Annotated in this window: 24 protein-coding genes; 13 read left to right on the forward strand and 11 right to left on the reverse strand. The window is 34.2% G+C overall.

The window, feature by feature from the left end:
• Window positions 1–95: 95 nt before the first annotated feature.
• Window positions 96–4,445 (reverse strand): DNA polymerase III subunit alpha, encoded by a 4,350-nt coding sequence (gene dnaE, locus RM538_RS10140; RefSeq protein WP_311333316.1) that lies wholly within the window; start codon window positions 4,443–4,445, stop codon window positions 96–98.
• Window positions 4,446–4,563: 118 nt separating this feature from the next.
• Entirely contained in the window at window positions 4,564–5,367 is an 804-nt protein-coding gene (locus RM538_RS10145) for a DUF6252 domain-containing protein (protein ID WP_311333317.1), read from the reverse strand.
• A 156-nt stretch (window positions 5,368–5,523) separates the two neighbouring features.
• Here RM538_RS10145 and RM538_RS10150 point away from each other — a divergent pair, with 156 nt between their 5' ends.
• The 6 genes from RM538_RS10150 (at window position 5,524) to RM538_RS10175 (ending at window position 10,439) form a co-directional block, all read left to right on the forward strand.
• Window positions 5,524–6,072 carry a 30S ribosomal protein S16 gene (locus RM538_RS10150; RefSeq protein WP_311333318.1) on the forward strand — a complete coding sequence of 183 codons (549 nt, stop codon included), beginning with the start codon at window positions 5,524–5,526 and terminating at the stop codon, window positions 6,070–6,072.
• An 11-nt stretch (window positions 6,073–6,083) separates the two neighbouring features.
• Window positions 6,084–6,608, forward strand: a complete 525-nt coding sequence (gene rimM, locus RM538_RS10155; RefSeq protein WP_311333319.1) for a ribosome maturation factor RimM — start codon at window positions 6,084–6,086, stop codon at window positions 6,606–6,608.
• Between the two features lie 54 nt (window positions 6,609–6,662).
• Window positions 6,663–7,322 carry a tRNA1(Val) (adenine(37)-N6)-methyltransferase gene (locus RM538_RS10160; RefSeq protein WP_432279807.1) on the forward strand — a complete coding sequence of 220 codons (660 nt, stop codon included), beginning with the start codon at window positions 6,663–6,665 and terminating at the stop codon, window positions 7,320–7,322.
• Window positions 7,323–7,374: 52 nt separating this feature from the next.
• Window positions 7,375–8,553 carry an acyl-CoA dehydrogenase family protein gene (locus RM538_RS10165; protein ID WP_311333321.1) on the forward strand — a complete coding sequence of 393 codons (1,179 nt, stop codon included), beginning with the start codon at window positions 7,375–7,377 and terminating at the stop codon, window positions 8,551–8,553.
• 170 nt (window positions 8,554–8,723) lie between these two features.
• Window positions 8,724–9,500 (forward strand): DUF3050 domain-containing protein, encoded by a 777-nt coding sequence (locus tag RM538_RS10170; protein ID WP_311333322.1) that lies wholly within the window; start codon window positions 8,724–8,726, stop codon window positions 9,498–9,500.
• Between the two features lie 42 nt (window positions 9,501–9,542).
• Entirely contained in the window at window positions 9,543–10,439 is an 897-nt protein-coding gene (locus tag RM538_RS10175) for a metallophosphoesterase family protein (RefSeq protein WP_311333323.1), read from the forward strand.
• Here the strand turns inward: RM538_RS10175 and RM538_RS10180 are convergent, their stop codons facing one another.
• From RM538_RS10180 to trmB, 7 genes are all read right to left on the reverse strand, one after another.
• Window positions 10,440–10,769, reverse strand: coding sequence for a 2Fe-2S iron-sulfur cluster-binding family protein (locus tag RM538_RS10180; RefSeq protein WP_311333324.1), 330 nt, complete (start codon window positions 10,767–10,769; stop codon window positions 10,440–10,442).
• Between the two features lie 4 nt (window positions 10,770–10,773).
• A complete protein-coding gene (locus RM538_RS10185) occupies window positions 10,774–11,826 on the reverse strand; it encodes an NAD(P)/FAD-dependent oxidoreductase (RefSeq protein WP_311333325.1) in 1,053 nt (350 codons plus the stop codon).
• 3 nt (window positions 11,827–11,829) lie between these two features.
• Window positions 11,830–12,075, reverse strand: a complete 246-nt coding sequence (locus tag RM538_RS10190) for a NifU family protein (protein WP_311333326.1) — start codon at window positions 12,073–12,075, stop codon at window positions 11,830–11,832.
• A 1-nt stretch (window position 12,076) separates the two neighbouring features.
• A complete protein-coding gene (locus tag RM538_RS10195; RefSeq protein WP_311333327.1) occupies window positions 12,077–13,216 on the reverse strand; it encodes an Mrp/NBP35 family ATP-binding protein in 1,140 nt (379 codons plus the stop codon).
• A gap of 128 nt (window positions 13,217–13,344) precedes the next feature.
• On the reverse strand, window positions 13,345–13,668 hold the full coding sequence (locus tag RM538_RS10200; RefSeq protein WP_311333328.1) for an MGMT family protein: 324 nt from the start codon (window positions 13,666–13,668) through the stop codon (window positions 13,345–13,347).
• Window positions 13,661–14,287 (reverse strand): LysE family transporter, encoded by a 627-nt coding sequence (locus RM538_RS10205; protein ID WP_311333329.1) that lies wholly within the window; start codon window positions 14,285–14,287, stop codon window positions 13,661–13,663. The genes RM538_RS10200 and RM538_RS10205 overlap by 8 nt, the downstream gene beginning before the upstream one ends.
• A 31-nt stretch (window positions 14,288–14,318) precedes the next feature.
• Window positions 14,319–14,999, reverse strand: coding sequence for a tRNA (guanosine(46)-N7)-methyltransferase TrmB (gene trmB, locus RM538_RS10210; RefSeq protein ID WP_311333330.1), 681 nt, complete (start codon window positions 14,997–14,999; stop codon window positions 14,319–14,321).
• 84 nt (window positions 15,000–15,083) lie between these two features.
• Here trmB and RM538_RS10215 point away from each other — a divergent pair, with 84 nt between their 5' ends.
• On the forward strand, window positions 15,084–16,145 hold the full coding sequence (locus tag RM538_RS10215; RefSeq protein WP_311333331.1) for a glycosyltransferase: 1,062 nt from the start codon (window positions 15,084–15,086) through the stop codon (window positions 16,143–16,145).
• Here RM538_RS10215 and RM538_RS10220 read toward each other — a convergent pair.
• A complete protein-coding gene (locus RM538_RS10220) occupies window positions 16,119–17,159 on the reverse strand; it encodes a sensor histidine kinase (RefSeq protein WP_311333332.1) in 1,041 nt (346 codons plus the stop codon). The genes RM538_RS10215 and RM538_RS10220 overlap by 27 nt on opposite strands.
• Window positions 17,159–17,842, reverse strand: a complete 684-nt coding sequence (locus RM538_RS10225; protein WP_311333333.1) for a response regulator transcription factor — start codon at window positions 17,840–17,842, stop codon at window positions 17,159–17,161. Before RM538_RS10225 ends, RM538_RS10220 begins: the two co-directional genes overlap by 1 nt.
• A 236-nt stretch (window positions 17,843–18,078) precedes the next feature.
• Here RM538_RS10225 and RM538_RS10230 point away from each other — a divergent pair, with 236 nt between their 5' ends.
• The 6 genes from RM538_RS10230 (at window position 18,079) to RM538_RS10255 (ending at window position 23,255) form a co-directional block, all read left to right on the forward strand.
• Window positions 18,079–19,788, forward strand: coding sequence for a T9SS type A sorting domain-containing protein (locus RM538_RS10230; protein WP_311333334.1), 1,710 nt, complete (start codon window positions 18,079–18,081; stop codon window positions 19,786–19,788).
• Window positions 19,789–19,880: 92 nt separating this feature from the next.
• Complete coding sequence (locus tag RM538_RS10235; RefSeq protein WP_311333335.1) at window positions 19,881–20,855, forward strand: LuxE/PaaK family acyltransferase; 975 nt, start codon at window positions 19,881–19,883, stop codon at window positions 20,853–20,855.
• Entirely contained in the window at window positions 20,852–21,889 is a 1,038-nt protein-coding gene (locus tag RM538_RS10240) for a hypothetical protein (protein WP_311333336.1), read from the forward strand. Before RM538_RS10235 ends, RM538_RS10240 begins: the two co-directional genes overlap by 4 nt.
• 7 nt (window positions 21,890–21,896) lie before the next feature.
• Window positions 21,897–22,412 (forward strand): DUF350 domain-containing protein, encoded by a 516-nt coding sequence (locus RM538_RS10245; protein ID WP_311333337.1) that lies wholly within the window; start codon window positions 21,897–21,899, stop codon window positions 22,410–22,412.
• Between the two features lie 33 nt (window positions 22,413–22,445).
• Window positions 22,446–22,895: a YHS domain-containing (seleno)protein gene (locus RM538_RS10250; RefSeq protein WP_311333338.1), complete on the forward strand. Its 450-nt coding sequence runs from the start codon at window positions 22,446–22,448 to the stop codon at window positions 22,893–22,895.
• Between the two features lie 156 nt (window positions 22,896–23,051).
• The gene (locus RM538_RS10255; protein WP_311333339.1) at window positions 23,052–23,255 is read left to right on the forward strand and encodes a hypothetical protein; all 204 of its coding nucleotides are present in this window, start codon (window positions 23,052–23,054) and stop codon (window positions 23,253–23,255) included.
• Window positions 23,256–23,258: the final 3 nt, after the last annotated feature.

The following is a 23,258-nucleotide window of genomic DNA, read 5'->3' on the forward strand; positions in this document are numbered from 1 at the left end:
CCGGGCTATTCGCTGTATCTTTTAGTCAAAGACCTTTCGACTGCGCTCAAGGAGACAAAAAGGATGCCGCTACTATCCCTGCCCGAAACGTAACCTTAATTCAATTTATATTTTACATTTTGCTCATTTAATTCATCCAATAGCTCCTTGCAAATATTAATTTTGGTCTTTCGGCTAGGCATACTCAATTTCACTTTGTTTTCAACTTCGTAAATAGTAAAGTGTAGTTGTTTATCGCCCTTGTAAGTTTTAAAGAGGTCTTTTAAGTCTTCCACAGTAGTATTAGCAAGTTTTTCAATTGGTATCTGTAAGGTGAGCTTTCTTGCTTGGTTATCCATTACATCATGCAACAACTGCATATGGTTATATTGCAACCTTGGGTCTCCTTTTTTTCCAGTATCTCTATTTACCCATCCTTCTTTTACAAATACCCGTCCATAAACAAAGTTGTTGGGGATTAAAAAGTGTCTCCACTTTAAATACTCTTCCCCAAAAATTTTAAACTCATAACTATCTTCATAATCTTCAACAGTAAAAATAGCCCAGCCTTTTCCTGCTTTAGACTCCCTATGTTGAACATCACTTACAATCCCACCAAAACATAACTCTCTATTTACAAACTTCTCTAATTCATTAAAGTCTGCCACTTTACAGTTTGTAAAGTTTTTCATTTCAATTTTAAAGTCATCAAGGGGATGGCCAGAAATATAAACTCCAACTACTTCTTTTTCAAGTTTTAGCTTTTTCATTGTGCCCCACTCTTCGCAAGGAGGAACTTCTGGTTCTGGAATTTGCACCTCACTTGCATCTCCAAACAAACTTACTTGTGACGAGTTTTGTGTTTCTTGGTATTTTGAAGCATATCGCAATACTTTTTCAAGAAACATAACACCATCACCTTCGTCATGTAAGTACTGTGCTCTATGTGTATCAAAGCTATCAAAACCACCTGCAAGTGCTAAGTTTTCAAATGCTTTTTTATTTGCTGAGCGCAGGTCTATTCGCTTTGCTAAATCAAATATTGATCTATATTTTCCATCTTTTCTATGCTCTACAATAGTTGCAACAGCATTTCCTCCTACACCTTTTATTGCCCCCATTCCAAAACGAATTGCCCCTTTATCATTTACAGTAAATTTATAAAACGATTCGTTTACATCTGGCCCTAAAACCTCAACACCCATACGTTTACATTCTTCCATAAAGAAAGTAACTTGTTTAATATCGTTCATATTATTTGATAGAACAGCCGCCATGTACTCTGCAGGATAATGTGCTTTTAAATAAGCAGTCTGGTAAGCAATCCAAGCATAGCAAGTTGAGTGTGACTTGTTAAATGCATAACTCGCAAACGCTTCCCAGTCTTTCCATATTTTTTCTAACTTTTCAGAATCATGACCTTTGGCAGCAGCTTGCTCGATAAATTGAGGTTTCATTTTATCAAGTACTGCTTTTTGTTTTTTTCCCATTGCTTTACGCAACACATCTGCTTCACCTTTAGTAAAGCCAGCTAGTTTTTGAGATAACAACATCACTTGCTCTTGATATACCGTAATACCATAAGTTTCTTTAAGGTATTCTTCCATCGCTGGGAGGTCGTAGTCTATATCTTCCTCTCCATTTTTTCGCTTAATAAAACTAGGGATATACTCTAAAGGACCTGGTCTATAAAGAGCATTCATCGCTATTAAATCTGCAAAAACCGTGGGTTTTAATTCCTTCATATACTTCTGCATTCCTGCAGATTCATATTGAAATATCCCAACTGTCTCTCCTCTTTGAAACAATGCGTATGTTTCTTCATCATCTAGAGGAAAAGCATCAGGATCTAAGTCAATATTGTGTTTATGTTTTACAAGCTTTACTGTATCCTTAATAAGGGTAAGCGTTTTAAGCCCTAAAAAATCCATTTTTAATAGCCCTGCACTTTCTACAACAGAGTTGTCAAACTGGGTAACATATAGGTCACTATCCTTTGCTGTGGCAACAGGGACAAAATTGGTAATATCATCTGGCGTAATAATTACACCGCAAGCATGTATTCCAGTATTACGTACTGACCCTTCTAGTATTTTTGCTTGATTTATGGTTTGTGCTTCCAAGTCTTCACCCTCACTTAAGTTTAAAAGCTCGTTTACTTTTGGCAGTTCATCACTTCTAAATTTACCACGAAGTTCTTGATCACTTAATCCAAAAATTTTATTGAGCTTAGTCATATTTGGAATAAGTTTAGCAATCCTATCGGCATCATTTAAGGGCAAATCTAACACTCTAGCTGTATCTCGAATAGAGGATTTAGCTGCCATAGTACCATAGGTAATTATTTGAGCTACTTGATTGCTTCCGTACTTTTCAATTACATAATCCATTACTTTGCTTCTACCTTCATCATCAAAATCGATATCAATATCTGGCATACTAACACGGTCTGGATTTAAAAATCGCTCAAAAAGCAAATCGTATTCAATAGGGTCTATATTAGTAATCCCTAAGCAATATGCAACAGCACTTCCTGCAGCAGAACCACGTCCAGGTCCTACTGAAACTCCCATCTTACGGGCTTCTGCAATAAAGTCTTGCACAATTAAAAAGTAGCCCGGGTATCCTGTATTGGCAATAACTTCGAGTTCAAAGTCAAGACGTTGCTTAATGTCTTCGGTAATCTCTGTATAGCGCTTTTCTGCTCCTTTATAGGTAAGATGTTTTAAATAGGCATTCTCCCCTCTCTTTCCACCATCGGCATCTTCCGGGTTTAAAAATTCTTCAGGAATTGAAAAATTAGGTAGTAATACTTTACGAGCTAATGTAAAAGGATCAATCTTTGAGACAACTTCAGCAATATTTTCTATAGCTTCTGGTAAATCTGCAAAGAGCGTTTTCATTTCCTCTTGTGATTTAAAATAGTATTCTTGATTAGGAAGTCCATAGCGATAACCTCTCCCTCTCCCTATAGGTGTTGCTTGTTTCTCACCATCTTTTACACAAAGTAAAATATCATGCGCATTTGCATCTTCTTTATCTATATAATAGGTGTTATTACATGCAACTATTTTTATTTCAAACTTTTTTGCGAGGTCAACAAGAACTGTATTTACTCTTCTTTCATCTTCTTGTTCATGACGCATGATTTCCATGTATAAATCATCACCAAAATGTTCTTTCCACCATACTAAGGCCTCTTCTGCTTGTTTCTCACCAATATTTAAAACTTTGCTTGCTATTTCCCCATACAAACTACCTGTTAAAACAATAATATCTTCTTTATACTGCTCAATTACTTTTTTATCGATTCGCGGAACATAGTAAAACCCATCTGTATAAGCAATAGAAGACATTTTTGCTAGGTTATGATACCCATTTTTGTTCTTAGCAAGAAATACCATTTGATAGCCATTGTCCTTATGCGATTTATTTGTGTGGTCTTCACAAACAAAGAACTCACAACCAACAATAGCTTTAATAGATTTCTCTTTTTCTTCTTCAGCAAGGGATGCGTTGTAATTATTAACAGCTCTTACAAAATGAAATGCTCCCATCATGTTCCCACTATCTGTTAATGCAACTGCAGGCATATTATACTTTACAGCAGCATTTACTAAATCTTGGGTTGATGATGTGGATTGCAGGATTGAAAATTGAGAATGGTTATGTAGATGCGCAAAAGGTGCTTCTTGCAGTATCTCTATATTATCTTGTTTCTCCTCTTTTGAAAGTTCTTGCGCTTCTTGAGCTGCCTCAAAAGATTTTCTAATTTTTTCTGAAGCTGCTTTTAAGTTAATATGTTCTAACCCTATTAGTTCAATTTCGTTAGGGTTATTTTCTCTAAACTTTTCGAAATAGTCAGGTTGAACATCTAGCTCTTGAGCAGTAAAAATATTCCTTCGAACTAACTCAAGAAAGCAGCGTGTGGTTGCTTCAACATCTGCAGTAGCATTGTGGGCTTCAGCAAAGGGCTGTTTAAATAAAAACTCATGTAACTCAGTAAGTGTTGGTAGTTTAAACCTACCACCTCTACCCCCTGGTAATTGACATAATTGTGCAGTAGTTTCGGTACAAGTATCTAAAACAGGTAATGAGGGCAATGAATTTTCAAGTCCTAACCTATGAAACTCTGTTCCCATTATATTGACATCGAAACCAACATTTTGCCCTACTATAAATTTGGTTTTAGAGAGCGCTTCTTTAAAGGCAACTGCAACTTCTCTCAAAGATATTCCTTGTTGTTCAGCCAACTCAGTAGAGATACCATGAATTTTTTCGGCGTCATAAGGTATATTAAAACCTTCTGGTTTTACAAGGTAGTCTTGATGCTCAATAACATTACCCATGTTATCATGTAATTGCCAAGCAATCTGGATACATCTAGGCCAGTTATCTGTATCTGTTACAGGAGCATCCCAACGTTTAGGAAGACCCGTTGTTTCGGTATCAAAAATTAAGTACATGTAATAGAATTAGAATGCCAGAAAAGGTGGCAAAGCTTACCTAGTAAAAGTAAAAAAACACAACTATACAAGGAAGTAAAGTTGTTAAGAGTTGTTAACTATTGCTATGCTAACTTTTTTAATAAACTACGTTGAATTGTCCTAGAGAAATAGATTTAGAATCTGTTTCAAAGGCAAAAGTCCCCTTTATTTCATTTGTAGCTGTATCATGCTCTAAGACAATGATTGTTCCGCTATTAGCAGATTCGGTTATAGTACCATCTGCATAAGTTGCAGTAAAACCAGTCATGGGTAATGAGTAATTAGCAGGAGTTACATCATTTGGGACACTTATTGTAATATTAATATTACTAGTAGAAGCAAGAATAACAATGGAGTTTCCTGTATCTACTGCAGAAACAGTAAAAGGATTAAAAGTAACCCCGTCTATATCTGCAACAAACGAGCCTGCATTAACAGTATCGTCGTCATCTTCACCATTACCAAAAGGGACTTCAAAGAAGAAGCCTTTATCTACAAATATTGTATCAATCCCAGGTCTAACCGCCATAAATTTAAAATCACCATAAGCAAGACCAGACTCAACTGTTGAAGGCGACCTCAACACAATTTCTCCAGAGCCTAACGGGTCTGTAGAATATACGTTTCCATTTTTATCTTCAAAGGTGGCATAATTTGAAGAATTACCTCCTAATTGATACGTTGTTCTTCTAAACTCTCTAAGACGAAGTGTCATTGTTTCAACACCGTTAATTCCTTGAATTAAAAAACTTCCGTCTTCATTGAGTGTTCCTCTTGAATCATTTGCTCTAAAAAATTCTTCATTAATAGACCCTTGCATAGCAGGAGTATTGTCTTGAATATTCTCTTCACAGGAAGTAAAGACAGTAACTAAAAGTAGGAGCGTAATTATCTGTTTCATAGTGACTGGGGATCAACTGTTAATTCACAAATGTAAAAGAAAAATTGTAATCTTTGTAATTTCAATTAAAAAAATATAGTATCTTTGCGCCCTCCTTAAACGGAATAATAATAAATAAATTATAACCAAGGTCGGGAACCTTTAAAATTAATTGATATGCCCGTAAAGATTAGATTACAAAGACACGGTAAGAAAGGAAAGCCTTATTACTGGATAGTAGCCGCAGATAGTCGTGCTAAAAGAGATGGTAAATACTTAGACAAAATAGGTAGCTACAATCCAAATGTTAACCCAGCAAAAATAGAACTTGATATTGATGGTGCTGTAAAGTGGCTACAAAATGGAGCACAGCCTACAGATACTGCTAGAGCTATTTTATCTTACAAAGGAGCTATGCTAAAGCATCACCTTGCAGGAGGAATTGCAAAAGGAGCATTAACCGAAGAACAAGCAGAAGAAAAATTCAATGCTTGGGTTGAAGAAAAAGCTAAGAAAGTAGCAGCAAAAGAGTCTAAATTATCTGATGCGAAGCAAAAAGCAAAAGAAGAAGCATTAGCGGCTGAAAAAGCTGTTAATGAAGCTAGAATTGCCGAAGCTACTCCTGAAGTTGAAGAAGCTGCTGCTGAAAGTGAAGCTACCGATGAAGTTTTAGAGAATGCAACTGAAGAAGCTCCAGCTGCTGAAGCTGCAAAAGAAGAAGAATAAATTTTATAACGATGCAAAAGAAGGACTGTTTCTTCGTTGGCAAAATCGTTAAAAAATATAGTTTTAAGGGAGAGTTACTTATCAAGCTTGATACTGATGACCCCGAACAATTTTTAGAAATGGAATCTGTTTTTGTGGAACAACACAAAAATCTGATTCCATTTTTTATTGAAACAAGTTCCCTTCACAAATCGTCACTTCTTAGGGTACAATTTGAAGAAGTAGAAAACGAAGCTGATGCAGATGCTCTACTAGGAAAAGAGTTGTATTTACCACTTCAGTTTTTACCTCCCCTAACTGGCAACAAATTTTACTACCATGAAATTATAGGTTTTACTGTAACAGATATCTCATTTGGAGAAGTGGGTACCATTATTGGTGTAAATGATAATACAGCACAGCATTTATTTGTTATCGAAAAAGATGAAAAAGAAATTCTTATCCCTATTAATGACGAATTTATTGTCAATCTTAACAGGAAATCTAAAGAAATAACGTTGCAAGTTCCTGAAGGATTGATTGAATTATATTTATAGATGTCACAATCCTTCAAATTCAAACAATTTATAATTCATCAAGACAAATGTGCCATGAAAATTGGCACAGATGGAGTGCTACTTGGTGCATGGACTCCTATTGCAAAGCATACAGATAGCATCCTAGATATTGGTGCCGGAACAGGTGTTATATCACTCCAAATGGCGCAACGCTGTGGTGCACAAACTATTGATGCCATTGAAATTGACGATCTTGCTCATGAACAATGTACTCAAAATTTTGAAGCGTCGCCTTGGACAGATAGACTGTTTTGTTATCATGCCTCTGTTCAGGAATTTGCAAGTGAAATTGATGAAAAGTATACCCTCATCATTTCAAACCCTCCTTTTTACAGAGATACTTTTAAAACTGAAAGTTTAAGTCGTGATACTGCGCGTTTTGAAGATGCATTGCCCTTTAAGCATTTACTTGTGTGCGCATCCCATCTTCTCGAAGACGATGGATGTTTTTCAGTAATAATTCCTAAAAAAGAAGAAGATCACTTTATTCAATTAGCTTCTGAAAGCAATCTTTACCCACTTAAAATTTGTCGCGTAAAAGGAAGACCTAGTGCCGAAATAAAAAGAAGTATGATTCTTTTTTCTTTTAAAAAACAAGCCCCACAAATTGAAACACTAGTAATTGAAACCGAAAGACATCAATACACTACTGAATATCAAAAAATAGTGTCCAATTTTTATTTGAAAATGTAGGTCATTCTCATTGCGATTTTTACATTTGTAAGACTTTCTAAAAAAATTAGCCATGAAGCCAGATCTATTTGAAGCTCCAGATTATTACAATATTGATGACTTACTAACCGAAGAACATAAACTTATACGAGATGCAGCACGTGCTTGGGTTAAAAGAGATGTTTCTCCTATTATAGAAGAAGCAGCTCAAAAAGCCGAATTTCCGAAATCTATTATTCCGGGATTGGCAGAAATTGGTGCTTTTGGACCTTATATCCCAACAGAGTACGGTGGTTCTGGATTAGATCAAATATCGTACGGTTTAATCATGCAGGAAATTGAGCGTGGAGATAGCGGAGTGCGTTCTACAGCTTCGGTTCAATCTTCGTTAGTTATGTATCCTATCTGGAAATATGGAACAGAAGAACAACGTAAAAAATACTTGCCAAAACTTGCTACAGGAGAATGGATGGGGTCTTTTGGACTTACAGAACCAGATCATGGAAGTAATCCTGGTGGCATGGTTACCAATTTTAAAGATATGGGAGACCATTATCTTTTAAATGGAGCCAAATTATGGATATCTAATTCTCCATTTTGTAATGTTGCCGTAGTCTGGGCAAAGAATGAAGAAGGACGTATTCACGGGCTTATTGTTGAAAGAGGCATGGAAGGTTTTAGTACTCCAGAAACGCATAATAAATGGTCACTACGTGCTAGTGCAACTGGAGAGCTTATATTTCAAGATGTAAAAGTGCCTAAAGAAAATTTACTCCCAAATAAATCAGGATTAGGAGCACCGCTTGGGTGTCTTGATTCTGCTAGGTTTGGTATTGCATGGGGAGCTATTGGAGCAGCTATGGATTGCTACGATACAGCATTACGTTACAGTAAAGAGAGAATTCAATTTGGGAAACCAATTGGAGCTTTTCAGTTACAACAAAAAAAACTAGCTGAAATGATTACCGAAATCACAAAAGCACAACTACTTGCACTACGTCTTGGGCAACTTAAAAATGAAGACAAAGCAACCTCTGCTCAAATATCTATGGCAAAGCGCAACAACGTAGAGATGGCAATAAACATTGCTCGTGAAGCTAGACAAATGCTTGGAGGAATGGGTATAACTGGAGAATACAGCATAATGCGTCACTCTATGAATCTAGAAAGTGTAATTACCTATGAAGGCACTCATGATATTCATTTACTTATAACAGGACTTGATATCACAGGCCTTAATGCTTTTAAGTAAATTGGCCCGGAACAAACTCACGGGGCATTCATGCGAAAAAACATTATAATTTTTAGGTATCCTCATAACTATCGAAACGGAGTATTAGTAAGCAATTAAAACTTGTTTTAAACTTATCTTAAAGGCTTTATCAAATTGGTAAAGCCTTTTTATTTTTGTAAAAAAATTCTATGATTTCCCAAATTGAAAGCAAGATAAAAGGATACCGAAATACACTCTTAGAACATCCCTTATATTCAGAAATTAAGACTCCACTAGACTTACAAACCTTTATGGAGTTTCATGTTTTTGCAGTATGGGATTTTATGTCTTTACTTAAGGCATTGCAACAAGGGCTTACTTGTACAACAGCACCCTGGAAACCCATTGGAAACCCAGAAACTCGTTATCTTATTAATGAAATTGTACTTGCAGAAGAAACCGACATAAATAAAGATGGAAAACGTCAAAGTCATTTTGAAATGTACTTAGATGCTATGAAAAAAGCAGAAGCAAGTACTTTAAAAATAGATAATTTACTTATCGCTATTGAAACTGAAAAAAACATCTTTAAAGCAATTGAAAAATCTAAGCTTCCAAAAGCTATTGTCACTTTTCTAAACTTTACATTCAATACCATAAAAAAAGGGAAAATGCACGAGATTGCAGCTGCTTTTACTTTTGGCAGAGAAGATTTAATCCCAGATATGTTTAGTGTTATAATTAAAAACATTCAAGAAAACTTTCCCGAAAAAGACTTGTCAAATTTTAAGTATTATTTTGACAGACATATTGAGCTGGATGGAGATGAACACGGACCCATGGCATTACAAATGGTAGAGCAACTTTGTGGAAATGACAGAAAAAAATGGAGGGAAGTAGAACATATTGTAGTAGCCTCATTACATGCAAGAGAACAATTATGGGATGGTATTCTAGACGAGTTATTAGAGCCAAAACCAATATAAAAATTAACCAAAGTTGTATCTTTATAAGCAAAGAAATGCTAGATGTCTTCAAAAACTAGAATTACAAATGCTTATAAAAATGCGAAACGCATTTCTTTTAATGATGCTTCTAAATTTATAGTATTTAGTGACTGCCATAGGGGAGACAATAGCTTCGCAGATGATTTTGCAAATAATCGTAATGTATATTTTCATGCTCTAAAACACTATTACAACTCTGGTTATACTTACTGTGAATTAGGGGATGGTGACGAACTTTGGGAAAATTTAGAATTCAAATCCATTCTTGAAGCACATAAAAATGTATTTGAAGTTTTACAGCTTTTCTTTAAAGAAGGAAGACTCTATAGGCTTCTTGGAAACCACGATATGGTGTATCGTAACCAAAAATATGTAGAGAAGCATTTGTACTCCTATTTTGACAAAGTTACTGGCAAAGACAAGCCACTATTTCCTAATGTTACTTTTAATGAAGGCCTTGTCTTAGAACATGAAGAAACAAAGCAGGAAATTTTTATGATGCATGGCCATCAAGCAGATTGGTGGAATTATAGAGGGTGGAAATTTAATAGATTTATGGTAAGGGCTTTGTGGCGACAGTTACAAATATTTGGCATTGGTGACCCTACAAGTCCAGCTAAGAATTTTAAAGAATTGATAAAAGTAGAACGACGTACTAAACGATGGATTATTGAAAACAAAAACACCTTTACAATTACAGGACATACACATAGACCCCGCTTTCCAGAACCAGGAGATATTGCTTATTTTAATGATGGTAGTTGTGTTCATCCTAGAAGCATTACAGGTCTAGAGATTGAAAAAGGAACTATTTCTCTAATAAAGTGGCAAATAGCCACTACCGAAAGTGGAACACTCAAAGTAATACGAGTACTTTTAGAAGGACCACAAAAAATAAGTGATTATAAAACAGAGTGATTATTCTTCTGGTGCAAGAGTAATTGACAACCCATCTAAGTTTTCAGAAATAAAAATTTGACAACCTAAGCGACTATTATTTTCTACATAAAAAGCTTCAGCAAGCATAGCATTTTCAGCATCACTTATTTCTGGCAATTCATGCTCACTTTCAATATAGCATTGGCATGATGCACACATTGCCATACCTCCACAAACTCCAATAGTTCCTTCTGATGCAAGCTCATAAGATTTTATGACCTCCATCAAATTCATATTCATATCTGTTGGAGCTTGAATAGTATGGTTATTTCCTTCTCTATCCTTAATATGTATAGTTATATCTTTCAAAAAACTATTCTATTTTCTTTATAACTGCTTTAGGTGCTTCTTTTTTACTTCCATCAAACCCTTCTACTCCGCCAACTGTAGTGTACTTCATAACGTATCTTTTGTCTGGAAATATACGTTGATAAGCACTTTGACACATTAACGTAGCTTCATGAAAACCACAAAGTATCAATTTTAATTTCCCAGGATATGTATTTACATCTCCGATGGCATAAATACCCGGTATATTTGTTTGGTAATCTAATGTATTATCTACCTTGATTGCATTTTTCTCAATCTCTAACCCCCAATCTGCGATAGGGCCTAGTTTTGGGGATAAACCGAATAATGGCACAAAATGATCACAAGCTAGATTAAAAGAAGTTGCTCCCCTTTTTATAGTAACTCCTTCTACTTTTCCTTCACCATAAATGTCTATCACATTAGCTGGAGTAATTAAACTAATCTTTCCTTCATTTTTTAGGTCTTGTACTTTTTCAACAGAATCTAAAGCCCCTCTAAACTCATTTCTTCTATGAATTAATGTTACTGAAGAAGCTACATCTGTTAAAAAAATACTCCAATCTAGTGCACTATCACCACCACCAGCTATTATAACGTCTTTACCTCTGTATACTTCAGGGTCTCTAATAATGTATTCGACCCCTTTATCTTCATAGGCAGCGATAGTTGAAATGGGTGGTTTTCTAGGTTCAAAACTGCCAAGGCCACCAGCAATAGCAATTACTGGAGCGTGATGCTTTGTTCCTTTATTAGTAGTGACTATGAAGCTTCCATCCTCTTGTTTATCTATAGTTTGTGCACGTTCTCCCAAAGTAAATCCAGGTTGAAAAGGCTCAATTTGCCTCATCAAATTGGCAACCAAATCTCCAGCTAAAATTTCTGGAAAAGCTGGAATATCGTAAATAGGTTTTTTTGGGTAAATTTCGCTGCATTGCCCCCCTGGTTGCGGAAGTGCATCTATTAGGTGGCATTTTAGTTTTAATAGTCCAGCTTCAAAAACAGTAAAAAGACCTGTTGGTCCTGCTCCAATTATCAAGATGTCTGTGGTAATCATAAACTATGCTTCAACATTAATTACATTTTCAACCTGTGGTGCATGTTTTTTTATGGTCATTTCTACACCACTTTTTAGAGTCATTTGGTTTACTGAACAACCCACGCAAGCCCCTTCAAGTTGTACTTTTACGGTAGTTCCACCATCTTCAATGGCTAATAGTGAAATATCGCCTCCATCGCTTTGAAGAAATGGGCGGATTTCATCGAGAGCAATCTCTACTTTAGTTTGTAATTCTTGTGCTGTCATATTATTTTTTTACTGCGCTACAACCTGCCATAGTTGTTATTTTTATAGCTTCGGTAGGAGGTAATGTTTCATTTCTTTTTACAGTTTCAGAAACAACATTTTTTGTAATTTCTTCAAAAGCTATTTCTGTTGCGGTAGCAGTTTGCATAGCTGCAGGTCTTCCTGCATCTCCTGCTTCTCGTATGCTTTGTACGAGGGGCACCTCTCCTAAGAATGGTACTTGTAAGTCTTCAGCAAGATGTTTTGCGCCCTCCTTCCCAAAAATGTAATATTTATTCTCTGGCAATTCTTCTGGTGTAAAATATGCCATATTTTCAATAATCCCTAAAACAGGAACGTCAATGTTTTCTTGTTGAAACATTGCAACTCCTTTTCTAGCATCTGATAGTGCTACCGTTTGCGGGGTACTTACAATAACAGACCCTGTGATGGGTAGAGATTGCATAATACTTAGATGTATATCTCCTGTACCTGGCGGTAAATCCAAAAGCATAAAATCAAGTTCTCCCCAAGCAGCATCAAATATTAATTGGTTTAATGCTTTGGCAGCCATGGGACCTCTCCAGATTACTGCTTGATTAGGTTGAGTAAAGAACCCTATGGAAAGTACTTTTACTCCATAGCTTTCAATAGGCTTCATTTTACTTTTTCCATCTATGTTTACTGAAAGAGGGCGTTCTTGAGCCACGTCAAACATTATTGGAATGGAAGGACCATATATATCTGCATCCAGGATACCAACTTTAAAGCCCATTTTGGATAGTGTTACTGCTACATTTGCAGTTACTGTAGATTTCCCTACACCTCCTTTTCCAGAAGCTACGGCAATTATATTTTTAATTCCAGGGATTGGCTTCCCTTTAATTAAGTTAGGGTTTTTTGGCTTTGCAGGAGCTTCTACTTTTATGTTAACCTGCACTTTTGCCTCTTTATCTATATTTTTATGTATTGTCTCTACAATATCTTTTTCTGCTCGCTTTTTTATATGCATAGCTGGAGTTGACATTGTTATATCTACCACCACCTCATCTGCAAAGGTCATGACATTAGTAACGGCGCCACTTTCCACCATGTTTTTTCCTTCACCAGCAATGGTAATAGTCTCTAGAGACTTAAGAATTTCTTGCTTGTTTAACTTCATAAATCAATAACCAATATTAAGAATGATTCTAAAGTACAAATATACGAGTTAGCACTTTGATTTTAAAGCAAGTTGATTGAAATGATTTATTGTGCAATAAGTCTACTGAAGATTTAAAAAAAGTGTTGTCATAACTCTTTCATAGGGTCCCAAAAAAGTGTATCAAAATTTTGAATTTGGTTTTCAAAAACCTCTACATCTTCGGACTCTAGCAATTGCTGCATTAAGTTTGTTCCATTAAAATGGTGTTTTCCTGTAAGTAACCCTTTTCTATTAACTACTCTATGTGCTGGAACATCAGGATCTTTACCAGAAGCATTCATAGCCCAACCAACCATACGAGCACTTCCGGGAGCCCCTAGGTATTTTGCTATAGCACCATAACTAGTTACCCTTCCATGAGGAATTAGTTTTGCAACTTCATGAACTTTCTTAAAAAAACCACTAGACATCCTGAAAAATTTTGAATGCAGTAATCACAGATATAATAGCGGTAATGGCGCCTATTATATAATTCATATTCCATTTTGAAGGACCACGTTCTTCTTTTCTCTTAAAAAACTGAACATAGATTGCAAGCATTGTAAATGTTCCAAACACTGATGCTATTACAGCTATCCATAAGTGAGGTTGCGTAAACTTAAACCAACCAAAGCCAGCAAAAGTAATGCTAATGTATACCCAATACGGAAGAGGAAGTACATTGAGCGCTGCTAGTAAAATACCTGAAAAAATTCTATTAGTAGTAGATTTATTTACATCTTTAGGAACTTGTCTTCTGGTATCTTTGGCTATAAAAAAAAAGTAAATAGTAATACAAATAAATATACCTAAAGCAACTTGTTGTAGCAACCCTACAATTTCTGGATGCATATCAAGATATCTAGCAAAAACTAAGGCTAAAAAAGTCTGAATAAAAACTGTTATACAAACTCCTACTGAAAAAAGAAGCCCTTTCTTTCGTCCTTCTTTCATACTAATTTTTGCAGCAGACATGTTGAGTAATCCTGGTGGAATAACACCTATTAACGCTGCAATATAACCAATACAAAAGTTGAGTAGTAAGGACATGAAGGTTGATTACTAGCTAAATATACAGAAATTATCTAGAACGAAATGAGAACTTTACGTATGTAATTTTCTTGTCAACCTCTAAGTATTGGCTTTCGTAATAGGTTTGTATGGAAGTTACTTCTTCTGGAGAATGGTCATTTCCATATACATCGTGGTGTGCGTACTCAATAGGTTCATTAAGTCCATGTAGTAACCCTAATGTGTAACCATGCATAAACTCACTATCGGTTTTAAGGTTAACAAAACCATCAGGCTTTAAAATAGTTTTATACTTTTTTAAAAAATCTTGATTGGTTAACCTATGTTTTGTGCGTGTGTATTTAATTTGTGGGTCAGGAAAAGTAATCCAAATTTCATCAACTTCATTTTCATCAAATAAGTGGTCTATTAATTCAATTTGAGTACGAAGAAAACCAACATTTTCAAGATTTTCTTCAAGTGCAGTTTTTGCGCCTCTCCAAAATCGAGCTCCTTTAATATCTATACCTAGGAAGTTTTTATTAGGATATTTTCTGGCTAAGTTAACAGAGTACTCCCCCTTACCACAGCCCAGTTCTAAAACGATAGGGTTTTCATTTTTAAAAAAATTTGCTCTCCAATTGCCTTTTAATCTTAAACTATTTGAAAACACTTCTTCTCGCGTAGGTTGTACTACATTCTTAAAAGAATCGTTTTCTTTAAATCGTTTTAATTTATTTTTACTCCCCACAAATGTGACTATTTAATATTAGATAACTATTTGGTAAAATTACGGAAATAGTCTTCGGAAATTATAATCTATACCTTTGTTTTTATGACTTCCCAAAAAACCATACTAGTTGCACCATTACATTGGGGCTTAGGTCATGCTACTCGTTGTATTCCTATCATTAAAGGCTTACTATTTCATAATTACAATGTTATTATTGCAAGTGACGGTGGAGCACTTTTATTATTGAAAAAAGAATTTCCTGAACTTGAAAGCATAGAATTACCGCCCTATAATATTACATACCCTAAAAACGGAGTAAACTTTAAATGGAAAATATTAGTTAAACTTCCGCATATTCAAAAAACTATTAGCGAAGAAAAAAATGTAATTAAAAAGCTTGTTGCTGAAGGTCGCATTCATGGAATTATAAGTGATAATAGATTAGGAGTTAGGAATAAAAAAATACCCTCGATATTTATAACACATCAATTAAAGGTGCTTTCTGGTACTACAACAAAGTTTACTAGTTTCATGCACCAAAAAGTAATTAAAAAGTTTACTGAATGTTGGGTGCCAGACGTAGATGATGTCATTAATCTAAGTGGAAAACTTGGACACCTACAGAATCCAAAATTTCCAATAAAATATATAGGCCCTTTAAGTAGAATGCAAGCTAAAAAGATGGATAGTAAATATGACATTCTTATTTTACTATCTGGGCCTGAACCTCAACGCACAATGCTTGAAGAAAAATTAATAGGCACATTATTTGGGAGTAGAAAAAAAATAATTCTTGTTCAAGGTGTACTAGAGGAAAAACAAACAAAAACTGTAAAAGGCAACATCACAATTATTAATTTTTTACTTAGCAATGATTTAGAACAAACTATAAACGAGAGTAAACTTGTAATTTCAAGATCGGGTTACACTACCATTATGGATCTAGCAGCAATGGGTAAAAAAGCCTTTTTTATCCCTACTCCTGGTCAATACGAACAGGAATATCTTGCCAAAAAGTTAAAAGAACAAGGAATTGCTCCTTCTTGTAAACAACATAAGTTTTCAGAAAAAAAATTAAAAAAAATAATTGCCTACAAAGGCCTAGGTGAATTATCTAAAAGGCAAGACTTCAAAAAACTATTCAGACTTTTCGAGAGTGAATGAAAACTCTGAACCGACTCCTAGTTGACTTTCAACGTAAATTTTTTCATTATGAGCTTCCACAATATGTTTAACTATTGAAAGTCCCAGGCCACTACCCCCTTCTTTTCTAGAGCCACTTTTATCAACTCTGTAAAAACGTTCAAACAATCTAGAAATATTTTCTTCTGCAATTCCTTCTCCATTATCTGTAACTCGAACAATTACTTTGTTTTTTATTAAGTCTTCAATACTAACTTCAATAGTACCGTCCTCTTTTCCGTATTTAACTGAATTTACTACTAAATTAGTTAGCACTTGCTGGATACGCTCTCTATCTGCATGGACAAAAATGCTATCCTCATAATCTTTATCAAAAGTTAGCGTAATGTTTTTCTTTGCAGCCTTCATTTCAATAAGATCAAATACATTTTGGACTAATTCTATAATATTAAAATCTTCTTCATTTAAGTTAAGATCACCTACTTCAAGCTTGGTAATCATATCAAGATCCTTTATAATATAAATTAATCGCTCTACTCCTTTATTTGCTCGTTGAAGATATTTTTTTCTTAAAGATTTATCTTTCATAGCACCATCCAAAAGCGTTAAAATATAACCTTGAACAGTAAAAAGTGGTGTTTTTAACTCATGTGAAACATTACCAATAAACTCTTTACGGTAATTCTCTCTAATTTTTAAAGCTTCTATCTCAAGTTTTTTATTTTCGGCAAAGCGCTCTACTTCTTTTGTAAGCGTATCCATATCTGTAGTTATTCGAGAGCTTAAATTAGAGGACTCTAATAAGTTTACATCGTCATAAATTTTCTGAACTCTTTTATAAACAAAGCGTTGGACTCTGTACTGGATGATAAAAAAACAAAAAACATAACATAATACAGCAAATCCAACTAAAAGCCACCAGTTGAGGGAGGCTTGAAAATAAAAAAAAACACTCATGGCGAGTGTTAAAAGTATAGTTATCGCAGAAGATGTATAACCCGCAAAACGGTATGTTTTTTTATAGTTTATATTCATTAAACAACAAACTTATATCCAACTCCTTTTACAGTTTTAAATTTCTCATCTCCTATTTTTTCTCTAAGCTTTCTTATGTGGACATCTATTGTTCTCCCACCAACTACAACTTCATTGCCCCATACATTGTCCAAAATATCTTCTCTTTTAAATACTTTTCCAGGTTTAGATGCTAAAAGAGCAAGTAGCTCAAATTCTTTTCTAGGCAAAACCATTTCTTTTTTACCTTTTATAATTTTGTACTCCTCTCTATTAATTACGAGGTTTCCAAGTTTAATATTGGCTGTTTCTTCTAAAGGTTCCTTAAACCTTCTTAAAAGCGCCTTTACTTTACTTACTAATACCTTTGGCTTTACAGGTTTAGTTATATAATCGTCTGCACCTGCGTCAAAACCTGCAACTTGAGAATAATCTTCACCTCTTGCTGTTAAAAAGGTGATAACAGTTTCAGATAAGTCTGGGATTGCTCTTAGTTTTTCACAAGCTTCAATACCATCCATTTCTGGCATCATCACATCAAGAATAATAAGATGTGGTTTTAATTTTTTAGCTATTGAGATCGCTTCAATTCCATTTTCAGCAGTAGTTACTTTGTATCCTTCTGAAGTTAGGTTGTAGCCTACAATTTCAAGGATATCAGGCTCATCATCAACTAGTAATATTTTGGTGTCTTTCTTTTTCATATTTGGAAAGTATTAGCCATTTTGTTGTGTTACAAATATAATATTAAATCAACTTTAAATATTGTTACTAAACTAGAATTGTTAACCCTCTAGTAACATAATAGCCCACAAAATACAACAGCTTAACTTAGTGAATGTTACCATATCGTTAAACTGTTGATAAAAGACTTAACCGTAGTAAAAAAAGCCCATTTGTTTACGTATATTTGCCCTGCAAAAAATTTAAATTAATTAGAATGAAAAAAATTACACTTTTACTAGCACTTTTAACTGCTAGCTTTTCTTTTGGTCAAATTGTTATCAATGAGGTTGATGCAGACCAAACTAGTACTGATACAACAGAATTTATTGAACTACTTTCTGATACTCCAAATTTTAACCTTAACGGGTATATAGTTGTTTTATATAATGGTTCAAGTGATGAGAGTTATACTACTGTAGACTTATCTGGATTTACAACAGATGGAAACGGATATTTAATTATAGGTAGTGATGCTGTACCTGGTGTTGATATCCCTTTAGGACCTGACAACACTATACAAAATGGAGCAGATGCTATAGCAATTTATCAAGACAATGCAGCAAATTTTCCAAACGGTACGCCAGTAACAAACACAAATTTAATTGATGCGTTAGTTTATGGAACTGGAGATCCTGATGATACAGATCTTTTAACAGCTCTTGGTGAAACTGTTCAGTATGACGAAAATGCAAACGGTATGAAGGATACTGAATCTATTCAGAGAAACCCTGCAGATGGAACGTATTGTGTTGGACTTCCTACCTTAAGAGCAACAAATATTAACTGCTCTACAGTTTGTGCACTAAGTGTTTTTGTAGACGATGTAACTTGTGATGCTGTAACAGCAGGAACAGATACCTATACTACAACGTTAAACTTTACAGGTGGTGGTACAGAAACTTATACAATTGTGACTACTGCGGGTACTGTCTCTGGTGACAATCCTTCAAGTACAGCTTCTGGTTCTATTATCATTTCTGGAGTTAACGAAGGAACAGATTTTACATACACTATAACAAGTGCACTATGTAATATTTCAAATACTATTACATCTCCAGCATGTGATCCAGGAACTAACGTAGCAGATATAGCAACGTTAAGAGGCTCTCTTGAAGGTGAAGTTTACACATTAACTGGTGAAGCTATTTTAACATTCCAGCAAGATTTTAGAAATCAAAAGTTTATTGAAGATGCAACTGGTGCTATTTTAATAGACGATAGTGGAGAAAACATAACAACATCTTATGAGCTTGGTGATGGTATTTCAGGAATTACAGGTACTCTTAGTTCATTTAACGGAATGTTACAGTTTGTACCAACACTAGACCCTGGTACTCCTTCTTCTACAGGAAATCAAATTGATCCTCAAGTTGTAAGTATGGCAGATCTAACTGCTAACCCTGGTAACTACGAGTCTGAGTTAGTTCAAATTCAACAAGAGGTAACTATTGATAACTCAGCTAGCTCTACATGGGATGTAGGAACTGTTTATCCATTAACAAATGCTGGAGGAAGCTTTAATTTCCGTACTACTTTCTTTGATGTTAACTACATAGGAAGTGATGTTCCTGCAAACGCAGTTTTAATAACTGGTATTATTACTGAAAGAGAAGATGACGGTGGTTACTACATCACATCAAGAAATGCAGACGAAGCTAGTAGTGATGTTACTTTAGGAGTTGATAATGTAAACACTATAGGATTTACTATGTACCCTAACCCAACAAACCAAGGGTTTGTAAATATTGAGTCTACTTCAACAACAGGAGAAATCCAAGTAGCTGTTTACAATGTAATTGGAAAACAAGTAATTAATACTTCTATCATAAACAGATTAGATGTATCTGCTTTAACAAGCGGTATTTACTTAGTAAAAATTACACAAGAAAATGCTTCAGTAACTAAAAAGTTGGTTATTAAGTAATTTTTTAAAACATATTTTTTAAAAGCCTCTTTTTTTAAAGAGGCTTTTTTATTTGCTTATTTTTGAATGAATTTTTTTCAGAAAAAATCTTCATGCTACCAAACTCTATATTTGAAATCACTACTGAAGCTCAATTTACAGCCGCAGCTATAGAGACATTTCAATTTCAGTATAAAAATGTAGTAGCTTACAGAACCTTTTGTGACTTTTTAAACATCAACCCTTCAAGCGTAAAAAACATTAAGGACATACCTTTTTTACCTATTCAGTTTTTTAAAAGTCATAACGTAATTTCTTCTTCAGAAAAACCGAAAATCACTTTTACAAGTAGTGGAACAACAGGAAGTATTACTAGCAATCATCATGTAGCATCTACGACATTATATGAAACTAGTTTTCTAAAAGGGTTTACTAACACCTATGGTAATATTAAGGATTATGTTATTCTAGCCTTATTACCCTCCTATCTAGAAAGAGAAGGCTCTTCTTTAATTTATATGGTTGACCGTTTGATAAAAGAAACTCACTCAAATGACAGCGGTTTTTATCTTAACAACTTAGATAAATTACTTTTAAAAATTAAATCCCTTGAAGCCTGCAATAAAAAAACAATTTTATTAGGGGTCTCCTACGCATTACTAGATGTTATAGAGAAACAAAAGTTACAATTAAAGAATACTATAGTAATGGAAACAGGAGGCATGAAAGGAAAACGAAAAGAAATGATAAAAGAAGAACTCCATACAATTTTAAAAGAAGGGTTTGGAGTTAATAAAATACATAGTGAATATGGGATGACAGAACTACTCTCTCAAGCCTATTCCAAAGGTGACGGAGTTTACAATTGTCCACCGTGGATGAAGGTGTTAACACGTGACACAGAAGATGCCTTAACCTATGTAGAAAATAAGACTGGAGGACTAAATGTAATTGATCTTGCTAATTACTATTCTTGCTCTTTTATAGCTACTCAAGATTTAGGAAAATTACACCATGATGGTAGTTTTAAAATTTTGGGTAGATTTGATGATAGCGATATACGCGGTTGCAACTTACTAGTCTTATGACAAAAGCTCCTATCAAAGAAAAAAACGGATGCTTGTGGTTTATACTCACAGGCATATTTAGTTTGGTTGGGTTTGTTTTTATTCACTCCATTTTAAATTTTTCTACATACATATCGCTTGCCATTGCCGTTTTTTTATCTGTGCTATTTGTTAATATTCTTTCTAGCGGACTCTATAAAAAAGCAATGTTTAGAAATGGAATAATTATCCTATTTCTGCTTTTTGGTTTTAAAGTGTTTTTCAGTTTTTTAGGATCACTTTTTCCAGCTTTTGAAGAAACAAATCATACATTTTCTGAAACAGAAGGAGTAAAAAAAGTATACTACCTTGAAGAAAACGATTCTGTTCCTGTATATCAAAGCAATAGAATATGGAAAGACAACTACGGGAATAATTATAATGGAACATTAACCATACGAGAAAGAGATTTTTTAAGGTTACAAGGAAACACCTCAAAATACGATTACACAAAAACCAAAAACTTTTGGGGAGGTTTGTACGATTATATTGACTATACCGAAACTCCAAGCCTTGACCTCGTTTTAAATACTTTTGAAAAAATAAATTTCGAAAAGAAACTCAATCAAATGGAGTTTGCAGAAATGGTAGTAAGTTGTATTCAAGATATCCCTTACTCTTTTGTTTTTCAAGAAGAATGTCAACCAGCACCTTACTACGAAGACAGTATAAAAGCTATTCTTGAAGACTGTCCTGAGTGTTGTATTGGTGGAATTTTATATGGTGTACAAACACCCATAGCTTTTCTACAAAACTTAAAAGGAGATTGTGACACTAGAACGGTACTTATTTATGCAATTTTAAAGCATTTTAATTATGACGTTGCAATACTTAATAGTGATTTTTACAAACACTCTATTATAGGACTTAATATTCCTGCGGCTGGAACCTATAAATTATATAACGGTAAAAAATACCTGCTATGGGAAACCACAGCAAAATATTATAAAGCAGGAACTCTCCCATATAATTTTAAAGATGTTGTCCATTGGGATGTTATACTAACCAGTAAATAAAAAAATTATGAATACTCAATTATTTGTGCTTTCCATTATAGAAATAATTCTCGCCATTGTAACTAGTGTTGTTATTATATTTCTATCCTATAAAATTTTAAAAAGACTATTCTTTGCTAAAGAAGACTTACGTGGGGATAATATGGCTTTTACCATATTTACCTCAGGAATTGTACTTTCTATCGGCTTAATTTTAAGCGAAATTGTTCCATCAATTACTAATCTTATAAGATTGTCTGTTACACAAAGTGAAGCAATTAGTGGAGTCTCAATTTTGGGGTATTCTGGGCTGTATTTAGCAATAGGGTTTATTATTGCAATTTTTATTAATGGGTCCGTTTTCTTCTTATTCTCAATACTTACCAGAGGAGTTAATGAGTTTCAAGAAATTAAACAGAATAACACTTCGGTTGCCTTACTAGTTGTTGCAATACTTATAAGTATTACCCTAATAGTAAAAGATGGAATTGCGCTATTAGTAAGCTCTTTGGTACCATATCCAGAAGTTTCAAACTTTTTGTAAGTAAGTATACATACTACCGACTTAAATCATGTTATGAAAAAGAAAATTTTATTATTACTGTTTTTTATTAGCACTATTGCGTTTTCGCAAGAGCATGTTAACCTTAAAAAAGGGTATGCCGCAGAAGGATACGATGTAGTTTCTTATTTTTCAAATACTGCTGAAAAAGGAGATAAGACTTATACTGCAACTTATGAAGGTGTAAAATATAAGTTTTCAAATAATAAAAACAAGAAAACCTTTTTAGAAAACCCAGCTATGTATGTTCCACAATATGGTGGGTACTGTGCATATGCTATTGCTTTAAAAGGAGATAAGGTAAGTGTAAATCCAAAGACATTTCAAATAATAGATAACAAATTATACTTATTCTATAATAGTTGGGGAACCAACACCCTAGAAAAATGGAATGAGGAAGGTGCAGAAGCTTTACAAAAAGAAGCAGATGCAAACTGGAAGAGTATTGTGCTGAAGGGCAATTAGTCCCTTTTCATAATTGGTTGGTTAGTTAATTTGGAAAGCTCTCCATAAAGGAGAGCTTTCTTTTTTCTTAAGCATTCACCTTTTACAGAGTATTATTTATTTTTTTGTATCTTAGAATAAGACAACTACAAATAAATAGATATAGTGAATACTTGGATGTTAGCCATATTAATTTTACTAGTCGTAGGGTTTCTGTTTTGGAAGCTTACAGCTTCTTATTCAAGAAAACAAGCTGGTAATAAGGTATGGAAACTTTGGAGCACTAGACTCTATTACTGGCAAACAGTAATTTATGCAAGTACTGGAATTACCGTTTTAGTTTTATTTATTTTGAAATGGACTAATATAATTACTTTCTGAAGT

It is taken from the genome of Patiriisocius hiemis, assembly GCF_031846325.1.
Classification (GTDB): domain Bacteria; phylum Bacteroidota; class Bacteroidia; order Flavobacteriales; family Flavobacteriaceae; genus Patiriisocius_A; species Patiriisocius_A hiemis.